The sequence below is a fragment of the Myxococcus sp. RHSTA-1-4 genome, assembly GCF_020037125.1.
Lineage (GTDB): Bacteria > Myxococcota > Myxococcia > Myxococcales > Myxococcaceae > Myxococcus.
This window is the reverse complement of sequence record NZ_JAIQDG010000009.1, coordinates 59,163-73,405: the sequence shown is the minus strand read 5'-3', so window position 1 is coordinate 73,405 and position 14,243 is coordinate 59,163. Positions and strand designations below refer to the sequence as shown.

Below are 14,243 nucleotides of genomic sequence, written 5' to 3'. Positions count from 1 at the left end.
TGCTCAGAAACCGCGCACCGCTACTGCGCGGGCTGCGAGGCCGCGGGGGCCTCCTGGCGGATGCCCTCCCTGGAGAGCCGGCTGCGGGCCGCCCTGGCGGCGGGGCTGGAGGCCGGAGCCTCGGCAAGGACCTGCATGCAGGCGTCCTCTCCCGCCGCCCGGTGTTCGAGCGCGAACCGCGCGTCACACAGCCGGTTGAGGAGGTCCCAGCGCTCGGTAGGGGACGGGCCGGCCTTCAGCGCCTGGTCCAGCAGGCGCGCCTCCAGGCCGCGGTTCCCATCGCGCTTCGCGGCCAGCGCCTGCCGAGACAGCTCCGAGACGGAGAGTCCCGGCTCCCGGGCCACCGCCATCTGGGGAGACGGCGGGGGCATTGCCGCGGCGCTCTCGGGCTTCCGCGCCTTCTTCCTGGGAGCCTCCGTGTCGACGGAGGCCGCCACGGAAGCGCGGCGCTCGGCCGCCGGGGCGTCCAGCTCCGCTTCGCTCTTCGAAGGGGCCTCCGCGCGGCGGGTCGCGGGGGCCGCCATGGGAGCGGAGGGCTCCGCCATGGCGGCGGGCGGCCCCGATGCGACGGCCACGGAGCCCACGGCCCGGGCCGGAGCGAGCTCTTCATCGGGCGCGGGCGCGGTGAGTCCGTCAGCGTCCTCGGCCTCGTCGGCGGCGAGCTCCATCGCCGGGGGCGTGCCCCCCAGCTTCAGCTTGTCGCTCATGAAATCCGTCTTCTTCGAGGGCACGGCCCCGGACGTGACGGGCTCCGCCAGGGCCATGGACTCCTCGTCCCGGTCGGCCTTCCTGGCCGGAGCGGACTTCGAGGGAGCGGGCGCCTTCGCCGTCATCGCCTTGCCCAGGTCGCCCCGCGCGCGCGCCGTGCCACCCCGGACGCTGGCCTGCTTCGCCTTCGCTTCCGGCACGGGGCGGTTGTCCATCGTCCCCCCGCTGCCGTCGTCGAGCCCACCCTGGGCGTGCCCCGCCTGACTCCCGGCGCCCTCGCCCTTGCCGGACTCCACCGCCTGCGCGGGCGCGTCCTTCTCGGACGTGCCCTGCTGCGCCATGAGCAACTCCTTCGGGGCGGCGGGCTCGGGGGGCGCGGCCGGAGCCGGCGCCACGGGCACGGCGGCAGGCACGGCCCCCGAGGGCGGGACCGGGACCCCCTTCTCCTGCGCCACCGAGGCCTCTTTCAAGCTGGGCTCCGTCAGCGAGAGGTCCACCGCCTGCACGGCGAGGATGCCGAAGGTGGTCACCGAGGCCAGGCCCACCACGGGCAGCAGCCAGCGGCGCCAGCGCGACGGTTTGGGCGCGGGGCCTGCCGCGGCACGGCGCGCGGCCTGCGCCGCGTACGCCATCAGCGACTCCAGGCCGGCGTCCGGCGCGGGCTCCTGGGAGAGCTGGGACATGGTGGCGCGCACGCCTCGGATGTCGCGCAGGGCCTGGGTGCAGCGGGCGCAGCCCTGCAGGTGCGCCTCCACCACCCGGGCCTCGGGGACGGGCAGCTCGCCATAGGCGAAGTCGAGGAGCCGGTCCTCGTGCGCATGGAGGTTCTGCGGATTCATCCCGTCACCGTCCTTCCATCGTCGGCGAGGTCGCCGTCCACGCCCATCTCCCCCAGGCGTCGCCGCAACCCGTCGAGCGCGTAGCGCATCCGGCTCTTCACCGTGTTCTCGGACACGCCCGTCACCTCAGCGATGTCCTTGAAGGGGATGCCGCTGTACTCACGCAGGATGAACACTTCTCGCTGCTCCTCCGGAAGGGCCGCCAGGGCACGCTCCAGCAGCGGCCTCAGGCGGGCGTTGTACGCGCCGCGCTCGGGGCTGGCCCCCGGGTCCGGCAGCCCCTCGCCCAGCGGACGCCCCTCCTCCCCATCCGCCCCCGCGGAGGGGGCCTCCAGGGATGACGCCTGGCGGTAGCTCTCTTTGCGCGCGCTGTCCACGCAGAGGTTCCTCGCGATTGTGTAGAGCCAGGTCGTGAACTTCGCCTTGGGCGTGTATTCGCCGGCGCTCCGTACCACCTTCAGCCACGTCTCCTGCAGCACGTCCTCCGCCCGTGCCCGGTGCCCGACGAATCGCAGGACGAAGTTGAACACCGGCGTACGGTGCTTGCGCACCAACGCCTCGAACGCGCGCGCGTCCCCCGCCTGGAAGGCGAGCATCAGCCGCTCGTCTGAGGTCTCCGGTCCCAACACTCCCCCGTCTCTCCTGGAGCACCCGACACCCGACCCCTCCTCAACCCGTGCCGTCATAACGCGCGACGGGCCGCGAAGGTCTACTCCGGGCGTGGTCTCCGGTAAGTGGCGAGAATGACAGGGACCGCCACGGCTGTCACGAGGGCGGCCTGGGCCAGCAGCACCGTCGGGAGGGGCCGCTGGACGTGGACATGGAGCGAGCGGGCGAGCGCCAGCCCCAGCAGCACCCCGGTGAGCGTGCGCACGGCATTGGAGCCGGAAGCCGGGCGGAAGCGGCCCACGGCCCAGTCCACCAGCGCCGGCAGGGTGAGGGCGAGCACCACCGGCACGTCCCACCTCCAGTGGAGCGGTGCGCGCAGGGCGAAGAGGCCCGTCAGCGCCGCCAGCATCACCGGGTACGTGCCCAGGCAGCGCGCGCATATCCGCACCCCGCCCAGCACGTAGGTGCGGTTGTACTCATCCGGGTGATGGTGGCTGAGCCAGAACACCGGACTCACCTCCAGAGGTGGGGGCGGAGGAGACCTCCCGGGAGTCTCCCTCCGCGAGAAAACAAGCGGCCGAGTGTCCCGAGCCGAGCGGGTACAGCGGCGGCGTCTCGCGCCGGCAGCGCTCCATGGCGTGGGGGCAGCGCGGGTGGAAGGCGCACCCGGCCGGCGGGTTCAGCGGGGACGGCGGCTCGCCCGGCACCAGCAGGCGGGTTCGCGCGTGGCCCGGGTCCGGCACCGGCACGGCGGACAGGAGCGCCTGCGTGTACGGGTGGCGGGGGCGCCGGTAGAGGCCGGCGGCGGGCGCCAGCTCGACGATGCGGCCCAGGTACATGACGGCCACCCGGGTGGAGACGTACTCGACGATTTTCAGGTCGTGCGCGATGAAGACGTAGGTGAGGCCGCGCTCGCGCTGCAGGTCCACCAGGAGGTTGACGATCTGCGCCTGGATGGACACGTCCAGCGCGCTGATGGGCTCGTCGGCCACCACCAGGTCCGGACGCAACGCGATGGCCCTTGCAATGCCGATGCGCTGGCGCTGTCCGCCGGAGAACTCGTGGGGGTAGCGCTCCAGGGCCTCGCGGGGCAGGCCCATGGCGTCCACCAGGGCGGCCACCTCGCGCTCCCGCTCGCCCTTCCCGCGCGCCAGGCCGTGGATGGCGAAGGGCTCGGCCAGGATGTCCCGCACCGTCATGCGGGGGTTGAGCGAGGCGTACGGGTCCTGGAAGACGAGCTGCATGCGCCGGCGCAGCGGCCTCAGCCGGCGCTGGGACTGGCCGGTCAGCTCCTGCCCGTCGAAGCGGATGGAGCCGGCCGTGGGCTCCACCAGCCGCAGCAGCGCGCGGCCCAGGGTGCTCTTGCCACAGCCGCTCTCCCCCACCAGCCCGAGCGTCTCCCCGCGGACCACGTCGAAGCCCACGCCGTCCACGGCCTTCACCGCGCCGCGCGCGCGGCCCAGCAGCCCCCCGCGCACGGGGAAGTGGACCTTGAGGTCTCTCACCTGGAGCAGCGGCCCGGACGTCATGGCGCGGGCACCGGGTTGTGGCAGGCGGCGAGCTGCCCGCCGCGCTGGGGCTCCAGCGGCGGCACCACGCGCGCGCACACCTCCAGCGCGCGGTCGCACCTGTCGCGGAAGGCGCAGCCGGAGGGCGGCTTGCGCAGCGAGGGCACCATGCCGGGAATGGCCTGGAGCCTCCGGCGGGACGCGGCGCCGCCCTCCCCCGTCGCCACCTGCAAGGAGGGAATGGAGCGCAGCAGGCCCGCGGTGTACGGGTGCGCCGGCCGGGAGAACAGCTCACGCACCGGAGCGCGCTCCACCACGCGGCCGGCGTACATCACCACCACGGTGTCACAGCTCTCCGCCACCACGCCCAGGTCGTGCGTAATCAGCATCACCGCCATGCGGCGCTCGGCCTGGAGCCGCTTGAGCAGGTCCAGAATCTGGGCCTGGATGGTGACGTCCAGCGCGGTGGTGGGCTCGTCGGCGATGAGGAGCGCGGGGTCACACGCCAGCGCCATGGCGATCATCACCCGCTGCCGCATGCCGCCGGAGAGCTGGTGCGGGTACGCGTCCACGCGCTCGCCGGGGGCGGGGATGCCCACCTGCCGCAGCATCTCCACCGCCCGCTCGCGCGCCTGCGAGCGCGACGCGCCCAGGTGCAGCCGCACGCCCTCGCCAATCTGTTCCCCCACGGTGAAGACGGGGTTGAGCGACGTCATCGGCTCCTGGAAGACCATGGCCGCGTGGCGCCCGCGCACGCGCCGCAGCTCGGCCTCGGGCAGCTCGAGCAAGTCCCGCCCCTGGAAGAGCACCTCGCCGCCCACCACGCGCACCGGAGGCTGGGGGGCGAGCCGCAGCACGGACAGGGCGGTGAGGCTCTTGCCGCAGCCGCTCTCCCCCACCACGCCCAGCGTGCCGCCCGGGGGCACCGTGAAGGACACGCCGTCCACGGCGCGCACCGGCCCTCCCTCCAAGGACAGCTCGGCGGTGAGCCCCCGCACGTCCAGCAGGGGCCCCTCGGCGGCGGGCTGCACGGCGGCGGCCGTCACTTCCGGGCCAGCTCCTCCAGGAACTCCACTTCCTGGATGAGGCCCTTGCGGATGAGCAGCCGGATGAGGCTCGCCACCATGCGGGCCGGCTTCACCTTCTCCGTGTCCAGCGTGGCCTCGTCGCCCCGGGAGATGCGCTCGATGTCGTCCAGGACGGCCAGGTCCTCGTCGGAGAACTGAGGCGCCGGCGTGAGCGGCACCGACGGCTTCGAGCCCTGCGCGGCGCCGCCGAACATCACCACCGGCACGCGAGGCTTGCCCCCCGCCCCGTCCCCGTCCGGCACGGGCGGAGGCCGGGCCGGAGCCGAGGGCTGCACGTCCAGCAGGTCATCCGGCACGGGCGGCGGCGGAGGCCGGGCCGGGGCCGCGGGCTTCACTCCCAGCAGGTCATCCAGCACGTCGGTGCCCGGCGGGGGCGGCGGCGTGGCCTGCCCGCGCGGCGCGGCCTTGGCGGGAGACGGCGGGGGCGCGGGCTTCGGCGGGGGCTTCGGAGCCTCGGGGAAGTCCCACTCCAGCGACGCGCCGGCCGTCACGGGCGGCTCCTCGTCCAGGGGCTCGGCCTCCACGATGTCCAGCGGCTCGCCGCGGGCGCGCGCCAGGGCGGTGTCCAGGTCGTCCGAGGCGACGACGAAGACGCGCACCTGCTTGCGGAGCTGGAAGCGCAGCTCGTCCACCAGCGTCAGGTCGCCCGGGTCCTCCACCGCGACGTGGATGCGCTCGCTGCGGCCCTCCACCTCCAGCCGGAAGGGCATCACCCGGTGCTCGGCCTGGAAGTCCAGGGACACCAGCGCGGTGACGGCGGGGGGGATGTCCTCGGGCAGCTCCGTGAAGGGCAGGCCGTGCTGGGTCGCCAGGGCGCGGGCGATGTCCGTGGGCGTGCACAGCCCCTGGGACATCAGCACCTCGCCCAGCTTCTGGCTGCCGGGGGCCCCGCGGCGCCCGAGCGCCGCCCGTACCTGCTCCTCGGTCACCACTCCGGCCGCGATGAGCAGCTCGCCAATCTTCTTGCGCATGGGGCAGGACTACCGCTTGACCTTGGCGAGGTACTCCTCGCGAGAGAACACACCCTTCTCGATGAGCAGCTCGACCATCGCCTTGAGGGCGGCGACCTCCTTGCGCTGCACCTCCTCCACGCTGCGCAGCAGGTCCGCGGGGCTGCCGCTGGACGGGCGCACGGCGGGAGTCTCCGTGCTCGGGCGCGTGGCGGCGGGCGCGGGCTTGGGCGCGGGGGCGGTCGCCACGGCGGCGGCCGGGTCCAGGTCCTTCAGGTTCTTCACCACCGTGCGGCCCTGGGCGTCCACCACCTTGAAGTTGGTGTCCGCGTCCTCCAGCTCCGCGTTCGCCTCGTAGATGCGCGAGAAGGCGCGGGCAATGGAGCTGCGGCCCGCCACGTTGGGGACGATGCGGCACTTGGTGACGGCGCGCAGCTCGTCCAGCATCCGCACGTTGAGCGGGTCGGACATCGCCACCACCAGCGTCTTGCCCTCGTCTCGCAGCTGAAGCGGCAGCACGGAGAAGTCCCGCGCCATCTGCGAGGAAATCTTCGCCTTGACGTGCGGCGGCACCATCTGCACCGCGTCCAGGTTCACCGCCGGCATCCCGAGCTGCTTGGACAGCGCGCGCACCAGGATGTCCTCGGAGACGAGGCTCATCCTGACCAGGATTTCGCCCAGCTTTCCGCCCCACTTCGCCTGTTCGGCGAGCGCGGCCTTGAGCTGGCTCTCCTGCAGAACGTTCGCCTTGATCAGCAGTTCACCGAGCTTGATCTGTGCCATGTCGTGGGGGCCACTCTAGATCGACTCGGACGTCGGCGCCCCTTCTTCCGCGCCTGCCCGCTCAGGAACCCGGCACCGCATGAGGCGAGGACGACACCGGGGGCTCCGGTGGCACGGCGCTTCCGGCCGGCAGCTCCCGGCCCCGCTCGTCCACCTCCACCACCTTGGCCCCCTCGGGCACGACCAGCTCGTACAGGGTGAGGTCCGGCCGTCCGTTGAGGGAAATCTGCTGATAGCGCACCTGGAGCTTCGTGGCGGCCTGCTCGGCCACCAGCTCCACCTTCCCGGGGAAGATGACGGAGCCCTTCTCCAGGAAGTCATCGAAGGACAGGTCGTACCCGGGGATGCCGCGCACCTGGCTCTTCAGCACGCGGAGGTATTTCGTGTGGACCTGGAGCACCTGCGTGGCCGGCCCCCGGTACAGGGTCAGCACGTAGGCGCCCTTGTCGCGGTCCAGCTCCAGTGTCATCCGCTCCGGGGGAATGAGCGGCACCTGGCCGAGCATGATGGCCACCAGCTCCTCGCCCGGCAGCACCACCGGCAGGAAGCGCGACACGTTCTCCGCGCTCGCCGGCCCCTGGTACCAGGTGTTCGTCTCGGACTGGTACAGCCCGAAGCGTCTTCCATCCGACGCCAGGGAGGCGAGCGGACGGTTGAAGAAATCGAACGTCTCGAAGTGCAGCAGGGCCGGCCGGGTGATGGCCACGAACATGCTGAGCGTGCCGCTCGCCTGGGGAGATTCGACGCGCAGCTTCGCATCACCCTCCAGGGACACGATGTTGTCCTGGTTCTCCTTGACGCGCTGGTAGACGGCCTGGGCGTCGGTGAGCTCGCCCTCCGGGCCGAACTCGATTCGCTTGGGGCAGGCAGAACAGAGGACTGCCAGGAAGATTGCGGCGGCTGCGCGGTTCATATCTCCTAGTCTGGGCCATGCCGCCCTGCCTGGTCACCCACCAATGAGCCTGAACGACATCCTCCATTACCTCCGCCTGGGTGGCGTCACCCTGGCCCTGCTGCTGCTGGCGTCCGTCGCCGCGCTGATTGTCGCCGTCGAGCGGCTCATCGCGCTGTGGGGGGTCAGCGAGCGCTCCCGCATCCTGGGCGAGACGATCAACAAGCACCTGCTGCGCGGCGACGTCGCCGCGGCCCGCACCGCCGCCGAGCGCTCGGACGTGGTGGTCGCCGACATCTTCCTCGCCGGCTTCGACCGGCTGGAGCGCTCCCGGGCCTCCGGGGGCGCGGGCGTGGAGGCCGCGGTGGAGCGCGAGCGCGCCCAGGTGGGCCTCAAGCTGCGCCGCAACCTCTGGATGCTCGCCACCATCGGCTCCATCACCCCCTTCGTGGGCCTGTTCGGCACCGTGGCGGGCATCATGCGCTCGTTCAAGGACCTGGGCCTGGACGTGGAGGCCGGCGGCACCGGCGGCAGCGCGGCGGTGATGACGGGCATCTCCGAGGCGCTCGTGGCCACCGCCGTGGGCATCCTCGTCGCCGTGCAGGCGATGGTCTTCTACAACTACTTCCAGGCCCGCCTGTCGCGCGTGCTGGTGGAGCTGCGCCTGCTGGGCGACGAGTTCGTGGAGCTGCTCAAGGAGCGCGCCTCGGCCGCCCCCGCCCCCGCCGAGCCCTCCCCCACCCGCGAGTCCCCGCCGCCCGCCGGGACGCGCCCGGACCCGAAGCCCGCCTGAGCCCGGAGGACACCCGCCATGGCCATGGGAAAGACACCGGGGGACAACGAGGGCGAAGAGGGCGTCTTCGCTGAAATCAACATCACCCCGCTGACCGACATCTTCCTGGTGCTGCTCATCATCTTCATGGTGACCAGCTCCGTCATCGTCCAGCAGGGGCCCGGGGGCGGCGCCAAGGCCGGCCTCAAGGTGAACCTGCCCAAGGGCGGCGCCGCGGACGTCACCGCGCGCTCCACGGACCTGGCCGTGGCGGTGCTCGCCGACGGGCGCTTCGTGCTCGCCGGCAACGTCGTCTCCGAGGACGAGCTGCGCAAGTCCTTCGACGACGCCAGGGCGAAGGACCCCGACACCGTCGTCATCGTCCAGGCGGACGAGGGCGTCCCCCACGGCACCGTGGTGCTCGTCATGGAGATGGCCAAGAAGGCCGGCCTCGGCCAGCTCGCCATCGGCGTGCGCGAGGGCGAGTAGCCCCTCTCTTCCGGAAACACGAAGGCCACCCGGGACACGAAGAGTCCCGGGTGGCCTCTGGCGTTTCAGGCGCCCCCGTGTGTCAGGGGCGCCGGCTCACGAGAAGCGGCTCAGTTGGAGGCGAAGGCGCCGTCCGGGATGTCCATGGGCGAGGTGTCCTCGGAGGAGATCATCTTCGCGGCCTGCTCCACGCCGGGCAGCACGTTCCGGGCGAAGTAGAGGGCGCTGTACTTCTTGCCCTCGTAGAAGGCGCGGTCCGGGTGCTCCGCGGACAGCGAGCCCTTGGCCTTCTCCGCGATGACGGCCGCGTCCAGCAGCAGCCAGCCCACCGCCACCTCGGACATCATCTGCAGGAAGCGGTTGGCGGACAGCGGAATCAGCGGGAACTTGCTGCCGTCCTGCGACCAGCCGAACAGCGTCATGGCGCTGGACATCAGCGCCTCCTGCGCCGAGGCCAGCGTCTTCACCGCCTCGCCGTACACGGGGTTGTCGCGGTTCGCCTCGATGAAGGCGCCCACGTCGCCCATGAACTGCTGGAAGTGCATGCCGCCCGCCTGCCCCATCTTCCGGCCCACCAGGTCCATGGCCTGGATGTGGTTGGTGCCCTCGTAGATGGAGAAGATCTTCGAGTCGCGGGTGTACTGCTCCACCGGGTAGTCCTGGATGTAGCCGGCGCCGCCGTAGACCTGGATGGCCTGGGCGCAGATGCGGAAGGACTGGTCCGAGCCGAAGGCCTTCACCAGCGGGGTGAGCAGCTCCACCTGGCCGCGGTGGTAGGTGGCCGCGTCATCGTCCTTGCCGGTCAGCTGCTTCGCCTTGTCCAGGTGCATGGCCAGCTTGATGATGAGCGAGCGGATGCCCTCCACGTGCGCCTTCATGTCCAGCAGCATCCGGCGGACGTCCGGGTGCTCGATGATGGCGGCGCGGGGCGCGGTGGGGTCCTTCCACTTGGTGAAGTGCGAGCCCTGCTTGCGGTCCTTCGCGTAGTCCAGCGCGTTGAAGTACGCGGCCGACGCCAGCCCCAGGCCCTGGATGCCCACGGCGATGCGCGCGCCGTTCATCATCTTGAACATCTGGCTCATGCCGACGTGCTCGACGGTGCCCACGAGCTCGCCCACACACGCGTCGCTCTCACCGAAGTTGAGGACACAGGTGGCGGAGCCCTTGATGCCCATCTTGTGCTCGATGGAGCCCACGCCCACGTCGTTGGGCTGGCCCGAGCTGCCGTCCGCGTTGATGCGCAGCTTGGGGACGATGAACAGCGACAGGCCCTTGGTGCCCGGCGAGGCGCCGTCGATGCGCGCGAGCACGAGGTGGATGACGTTCTCCGCCATGTCGTGGTCGCCGCCGGAGATGAAAATCTTGGTGCCGCGGATGTTGTAGGTGCCGTCCGCGTTGCGGCGGGCGGTGGACTTGGCCGCACCCACGTCGGAGCCGGCGTGCGGCTCGGTGAGGCACATGGTGCCGCCCCACGTCCCGTTCAGCATCCGCTCCACGTACATCTTCTGCTGGGCGTGCGTCCCGCACTCGGCGATGACTTCCGCCGCGCCGAAGGCCAGGCCGGGGTACATGTTGAACGCCGTGTTGGCGCCCGACAGCAGCTCCTCCACCGTCACCTGGAGCATCATCGGCGCGCCCTGGCCGCCGTGCTCCGGATCCACCGCTACCGTCTTGAAGCCCTGCTCGTAGAGCTTCTTCCACGCGTCCTTGAAGCCGGCGGGGGTAAAGACGGCGCCGTTCTCCACCCGGCAGCCCTCCCGGTCTCCCACCGAGTTGAGGGGCCCGAGCACCTCACGGGCGAACCGGTACGTCTCCGTGAGCACCGCCTTCGCCTCGTCCGGGCCCCAGGCCTCGTACGGCGCCTGGCCGGACACCTGGCCGAAGCCGAACTGCTCGAACAGCGTGAAGAAGATCTCTCGAAGGTCGGTCTTGTAGGTGTTGATGCCGGCGGACATGGCCACTCCTGCGTGATGGCTCGCTGCCAGCCCCTCAAGAGGGCAAGTCGGGTCAGCGGCGCGAATGAGACGCAGGAAGTGTGGCGGCGACTGATTTTTGAGTCAACCCTGAATGACACCGCGCGTTGATGAGCGGTCGGAACCGCCCATCAAGCCAGGGAAAACGCCTACTTCTTCGCCTTCTTGGCGGTGGGGAGCGTCGCCGTCTTGGCGGCGGGCTTCTCGCGGGGGGCGGTCTTCTTGGAGGAGGCGCCGGCGCGGCGCTCGTCTCCCTCCTCGCCCTCCTCGGGAGCCGCCTGGCCGGTGGCGGCGCTGGCGGTGGCCGTGGCCAGGCTCTCGCGCGGCACCTCCACGACGATGGGCGACTGGCCGGAGCGCTGCCGGTTCTCGTCCTCGAGCGAGTAGAAGAGCTGGATTTGTGAGCTGCCCTTCATCACCAGCTCGCCGCGCTGGTTCTCCGCCCAGAGGTCGATTTCGACGAAGTAGCGGCCGCCGGTGCCGTGCCTGTCGCTGACGCGGCCCTTGCAGACCACGGTGTCGCCCGGCCACACCATCTTGATGAAGCGCACGTTGTAGCGCCGCATCTGGCCGCCGCGGGCCCAGTCGCTGATGAGCTGGCCCAGCATGCCCATGACGAGCATGCCCGGGGCGTAGACGCTCGGCATGCCCACGCTCTTGGCGTAGACCTCGTCCACGTGGACGGGGTTGTAGTCACCGGAGGCGCCGGCGTAGCGGGACAGCTGCACCCGGTCGATGGGCGCCTTGGCCAGGGCCGGCAGCTCGTCGCCGACGCGGATGGCCTCGAAGTAGAGCTTGCGCGCGGGCATCACGGGGTCTCCTTGGCGGCGCGGACCACCAGCGTCCGGCGGGCGCGGAACACGAGGTTGCCCTCCTCGTCACGGCCCTCGTCCTCGATGACGGCGATGTCCATGCGCCCGGAGATGCCGGGGCGCTCGAAGACATCCGACACGCGGGTGGACACGTAGATGCGGTCGCCGGCGAAGATGGGCCGCTCGTAGTCGAAGCCCTGCTCGGCGTGCAGGAGGCTCTTGATGCCCACCCCCAACAGCTCCCGCAGGTCCGCGGCGGAGTGGAAGGACGCGGGGAACGTGGGGGGAGCGATGATGGTGGGATAGCCGGACGCCCGCGCGTACTCCTCGTCGTAGTAGATGGGGTTGTAATCGCCAATGGCCTCCGCGAAGCGGCGGATGGCGCCCTTCTCCACCTCGTTCAGCGTCGGCGGCGAGGCGCGGCCGATCGCATTCTTGTCCAGCATGACCCTCTCCTGACTCTAACGTCCGGCCGGAAGCTCGAGCACCGTGAGGAGACCCGCTTCGGCAGCCGTCAAGCGTGGCGCGGCATTCACCAGCGCATTCGCGGTGGCCCGGTCACCCGCCACTCCCCCCGGGATTTCCAACACCAGCCTCGGGTCCGCGTCGATTTCGATGCGGTCCTTCGGGTCGTCAGCCCCCACGGCGATGGTCAGCTCCAGCCGTACCCGCTCCTGCCCCTCCTCCAAACCCACCACGGACTGGAACATGCCCGCCACCCGTCCCTTCTTCACGGGGAATGCGCCGCCGGAGATGTCCTCCTCCGCGAACACGGGGGCTACTTCTTCTTCGTAGTCGTCGCAATCCAGCCCGAGTCCGAGGGCCGCCAGCGCGGCGGACTCCACCAGGCCCACGTGGCCCAGTTGCTCGCCGTCCACCAGCTCGAAGAACTCCTCCTCCGTCAGCCCCGCGCCCACCTTGCGCTGCAGGGCCTCGCGCCGGGTGCGGGCGTCCACCACGCGGGTGGCGACGGCGCGGCGCACCGGCCCGCACACCTGCCCGGCGACGGCCACCAGCCTGTCCAGCACGAAGCCCGGGTTGACGCCGGTGCCCACCACCGCCACGCCCGCGCGCTCCGCGGCCTCCTCCAGCTTCTCCGCCAGCTCCGGGTACTTGAGGTACGGGAAGGCCAGCTCCTCGCACGTGCTGGCCACCGGCAGCCCCAGCTTCAGCGCCGTCAGAATCTGGTCCATCACCTGCGGCAGCCGCGAGCCGGTGGCGTGCAGCAGCACCGCGCCCCTGCGCTTGCCCACCGCCTTCTCCAGCGAGTCCATCACCTTGACGCGGGGGGCGGGCCCTCCCAGCACGTCACCCAGGGGACGCCCGACCAGCGACGGGGACATGTCCACCGCGCCAATGAGCTCCACCTCGGGCGAGGACATGGCGGCCCTGGCAATCTCCTGCCCGATGAACCCCAAGCCCATCACCACCACCGGCACCGGCCCTTCGGGGGCTCTAGCCATCGGAGATTGCTCCCGGATTCCAAGGGGTTACGATTCAACGAGGCCTGCGGGCGCACCATAAAACACACCTTGGCGGGCAGGCAAGCGTCACTTGGATGTGCGACTCTTCCGGACTGGTGGAATCTCCAAGGATTTCCAGGGTTTGGAGGCGCACCTGCCCCGGAGGGGCCCTGTATTGGCGGCGAGGGACGCGTGTATAAGGGAGGCAGGCACGCCTCCCTCCCTGGAGACTCCGTCGATATGGACCGCATCCTCGTGGTGGATGACGACGTACTCATCCTCGCCGCGCTGTCCCGCATTCTCCAGGCGGAAGGATACGAGGTCGTGACACACAGCGACCCGGCCCTGGCTGCGCGCGAGGTGGGCTTTCACGTCGTGCTGACGGACTTCATGATGCCGTACCTCAACGGCATCGAACTGCTGGGGGCGCTGCGTGAGCGCAACCCGAGGGCGGTGCGGCTGATGCTGACGGCGGCGGCGGACTTCCGCACCGCGTCCGAGGCCGTCAACCGGGGCGAGGTGTTCCGCCTCCTGGGCAAGCCCTGGTCCCTCAGCGAGTTGACGAGCAGCGTTCGCCAGGCCTTCGAGCACTACCGGCTGGTGGAGGCCAACGAGCGGCTGACGCGCGAGGTGGCGGAGAAGAACGCGGAGCTGGTGGCCATCAACCGCGACTTGGAGCGGCGCGTGGTGGAGCGCACCGCGGGCCTGCTGGACGGGCTCATCAGCGCGCTGGACTACCGGGACACGGAGACGCAGTGGCACTCGCGCCGCGTGTCGCTCTTCTCGCGGCGGCTGGCCCAGGAGGTGGGGCTGTCGGGAGCCGCGCTGGACGTCATCGAGCAGGGAGCGCTGCTGCACGACATCGGCAAGATTGGCGTGCGGGACTCCATCCTGCTCAAGCCCGGGCCGCTCACTCCGGATGAATGGGTGGAGATGCGCAAGCACCCGGAGTTCGGCTACCGGATGCTGGCGAAGATGCCGTACCTGCACGAGGCGGCGCTCATCGTCCTGCAGCACCAGGAGCGCTGGGACGGCAAGGGCTACCCGCAGAACCTCGCGGGCGAGGACATCGTCATCGGGGCGCGCATCTTCTGCATCGCGGACACGGTGGACGCGATGACGTCGGACCGGCCCTACCGCAAGGGCCGGCCCATGTGCGTGGCCCGGGAGGAGATCCGCCGCTGCGCGGGCACGCAGTTCGACCCGGCGCTGGCCGAGGCCTTCCTGAGCGTCCCCGAGACGGAGTGGCAGCGCATCCGCCAGGAGGTGGAGGCGATGGAGGAGGCGGAGAACGGGCGCTGGAATGGCCACCCGCTCGGGCCTCCGGTGCCGCTGGCCCGCGCCAGCGGCGCGTGAG

15 protein-coding genes are annotated in these 14,243 nt (G+C 71.1%); 3 read left to right on the top strand and 12 right to left on the bottom strand.

Translation table 11 applies throughout. The features are described 5' to 3' along the window. Nucleotides 1–20 precede the first annotated feature (20 nt). From K8638_RS14730 to K8638_RS14695, 8 genes are all read right to left on the bottom strand, one after another. Nucleotides 21–1,547, bottom strand: a complete 1,527-nt coding sequence (locus K8638_RS14730; RefSeq protein ID WP_223755150.1) for a zf-HC2 domain-containing protein — start codon at nucleotides 1,545–1,547, stop codon at nucleotides 21–23. After that, entirely contained in the window at nucleotides 1,544–2,176 is a 633-nt protein-coding gene (locus tag K8638_RS14725; protein WP_223755149.1) for an RNA polymerase sigma factor, read from the bottom strand. Before K8638_RS14725 ends, K8638_RS14730 begins: the two co-directional genes overlap by 4 nt. An 80-nt stretch (nucleotides 2,177–2,256) precedes the next feature. Further along, complete coding sequence (locus K8638_RS14720) at nucleotides 2,257–2,664, bottom strand: DUF2085 domain-containing protein (protein ID WP_223755148.1); 408 nt, start codon at nucleotides 2,662–2,664, stop codon at nucleotides 2,257–2,259. After that, entirely contained in the window at nucleotides 2,633–3,685 is a 1,053-nt protein-coding gene (locus K8638_RS14715; protein ID WP_223755147.1) for an ABC transporter ATP-binding protein, read from the bottom strand. The genes K8638_RS14720 and K8638_RS14715 overlap by 32 nt, the downstream gene beginning before the upstream one ends. Next, nucleotides 3,682–4,710, bottom strand: a complete 1,029-nt coding sequence (locus K8638_RS14710) for an ABC transporter ATP-binding protein (protein WP_223755146.1) — start codon at nucleotides 4,708–4,710, stop codon at nucleotides 3,682–3,684. Before K8638_RS14710 ends, K8638_RS14715 begins: the two co-directional genes overlap by 4 nt. After that, entirely contained in the window at nucleotides 4,707–5,723 is a 1,017-nt protein-coding gene (locus K8638_RS14705; RefSeq protein ID WP_223755145.1) for a general secretion pathway protein GspE, read from the bottom strand. The genes K8638_RS14710 and K8638_RS14705 overlap by 4 nt, the downstream gene beginning before the upstream one ends. A gap of 9 nt (nucleotides 5,724–5,732) precedes the next feature. Further along, nucleotides 5,733–6,485 (bottom strand): general secretion pathway protein GspE, encoded by a 753-nt coding sequence (locus K8638_RS14700; protein WP_223755144.1) that lies wholly within the window; start codon nucleotides 6,483–6,485, stop codon nucleotides 5,733–5,735. A 61-nt stretch (nucleotides 6,486–6,546) separates the two neighbouring features. Then, nucleotides 6,547–7,398 carry a DUF4292 domain-containing protein gene (locus K8638_RS14695; protein WP_223755143.1) on the bottom strand — a complete coding sequence of 284 codons (852 nt, stop codon included), beginning with the start codon at nucleotides 7,396–7,398 and terminating at the stop codon, nucleotides 6,547–6,549. Nucleotides 7,399–7,441: 43 nt separating this feature from the next. Here K8638_RS14695 and K8638_RS14690 point away from each other — a divergent pair, with 43 nt between their 5' ends. Together K8638_RS14690 and K8638_RS14685 are read left to right on the top strand one after the other, a co-directional pair. Beyond that, nucleotides 7,442–8,170 carry a MotA/TolQ/ExbB proton channel family protein gene (locus tag K8638_RS14690; protein WP_223755142.1) on the top strand — a complete coding sequence of 243 codons (729 nt, stop codon included), beginning with the start codon at nucleotides 7,442–7,444 and terminating at the stop codon, nucleotides 8,168–8,170. Between the two features lie 18 nt (nucleotides 8,171–8,188). Further along, nucleotides 8,189–8,638: a biopolymer transporter ExbD gene (locus tag K8638_RS14685; RefSeq protein ID WP_223755141.1), complete on the top strand. Its 450-nt coding sequence runs from the start codon at nucleotides 8,189–8,191 to the stop codon at nucleotides 8,636–8,638. A 110-nt stretch (nucleotides 8,639–8,748) separates the two neighbouring features. Here K8638_RS14685 and K8638_RS14680 read toward each other — a convergent pair whose 3' ends face one another. The 4 genes from K8638_RS14680 to K8638_RS14665 all read right to left on the bottom strand — a co-directional run bounded on the left by K8638_RS14680 (nucleotide 8,749) and on the right by K8638_RS14665 (nucleotide 12,886). Beyond that, nucleotides 8,749–10,593 (bottom strand): acyl-CoA dehydrogenase, encoded by a 1,845-nt coding sequence (locus K8638_RS14680; RefSeq protein WP_223755140.1) that lies wholly within the window; start codon nucleotides 10,591–10,593, stop codon nucleotides 8,749–8,751. Nucleotides 10,594–10,760: 167 nt separating this feature from the next. Continuing rightward, nucleotides 10,761–11,420, bottom strand: coding sequence for a MaoC family dehydratase (locus K8638_RS14675; RefSeq protein WP_223755139.1), 660 nt, complete (start codon nucleotides 11,418–11,420; stop codon nucleotides 10,761–10,763). Next, complete coding sequence (locus K8638_RS14670; RefSeq protein WP_169349756.1) at nucleotides 11,420–11,869, bottom strand: MaoC family dehydratase N-terminal domain-containing protein; 450 nt, start codon at nucleotides 11,867–11,869, stop codon at nucleotides 11,420–11,422. The genes K8638_RS14675 and K8638_RS14670 overlap by 1 nt, the downstream gene beginning before the upstream one ends. A gap of 15 nt (nucleotides 11,870–11,884) precedes the next feature. Continuing rightward, nucleotides 11,885–12,886, bottom strand: a complete 1,002-nt coding sequence (locus tag K8638_RS14665; protein ID WP_223755138.1) for a dihydrodipicolinate reductase — start codon at nucleotides 12,884–12,886, stop codon at nucleotides 11,885–11,887. Between the two features lie 240 nt (nucleotides 12,887–13,126). On the opposite strand from K8638_RS14665, the gene K8638_RS14660 reads away from it, so the two are divergent. Beyond that, a complete protein-coding gene (locus tag K8638_RS14660) occupies nucleotides 13,127–14,242 on the top strand; it encodes an HD domain-containing phosphohydrolase (protein WP_223755137.1) in 1,116 nt (371 codons plus the stop codon). Nucleotide 14,243 lies beyond the last annotated feature (1 nt).

Coding starts and splice junctions, on each gene's coding strand:
- K8638_RS14680 (WP_223755140.1), bottom strand. CDS start 10,593: ATGTCCGCCGGCATCAACACCTACAAGACCGACCTTCGAGAGATCTTC.
- K8638_RS14700 (WP_223755144.1), bottom strand. CDS start 6,485: ATGGCACAGATCAAGCTCGGTGAACTGCTGATCAAGGCGAACGTTCTG.
- K8638_RS14730 (WP_223755150.1), bottom strand. CDS start 1,547: ATGAATCCGCAGAACCTCCATGCGCACGAGGACCGGCTCCTCGACTTC.
- K8638_RS14685 (WP_223755141.1), top strand. CDS start 8,189: ATGGCCATGGGAAAGACACCGGGGGACAACGAGGGCGAAGAGGGCGTC.
- K8638_RS14670 (WP_169349756.1), bottom strand. CDS start 11,869: ATGCTGGACAAGAATGCGATCGGCCGCGCCTCGCCGCCGACGCTGAAC.
- K8638_RS14705 (WP_223755145.1), bottom strand. CDS start 5,723: ATGCGCAAGAAGATTGGCGAGCTGCTCATCGCGGCCGGAGTGGTGACC.
- K8638_RS14675 (WP_223755139.1), bottom strand. CDS start 11,420: ATGCCCGCGCGCAAGCTCTACTTCGAGGCCATCCGCGTCGGCGACGAG.
- K8638_RS14665 (WP_223755138.1), bottom strand. CDS start 12,886: ATGGCTAGAGCCCCCGAAGGGCCGGTGCCGGTGGTGGTGATGGGCTTG.
- K8638_RS14690 (WP_223755142.1), top strand. CDS start 7,442: ATGAGCCTGAACGACATCCTCCATTACCTCCGCCTGGGTGGCGTCACC.
- K8638_RS14660 (WP_223755137.1), top strand. CDS start 13,127: ATGGACCGCATCCTCGTGGTGGATGACGACGTACTCATCCTCGCCGCG.
- K8638_RS14715 (WP_223755147.1), bottom strand. CDS start 3,685: ATGACGTCCGGGCCGCTGCTCCAGGTGAGAGACCTCAAGGTCCACTTC.
- K8638_RS14695 (WP_223755143.1), bottom strand. CDS start 7,398: ATGAACCGCGCAGCCGCCGCAATCTTCCTGGCAGTCCTCTGTTCTGCC.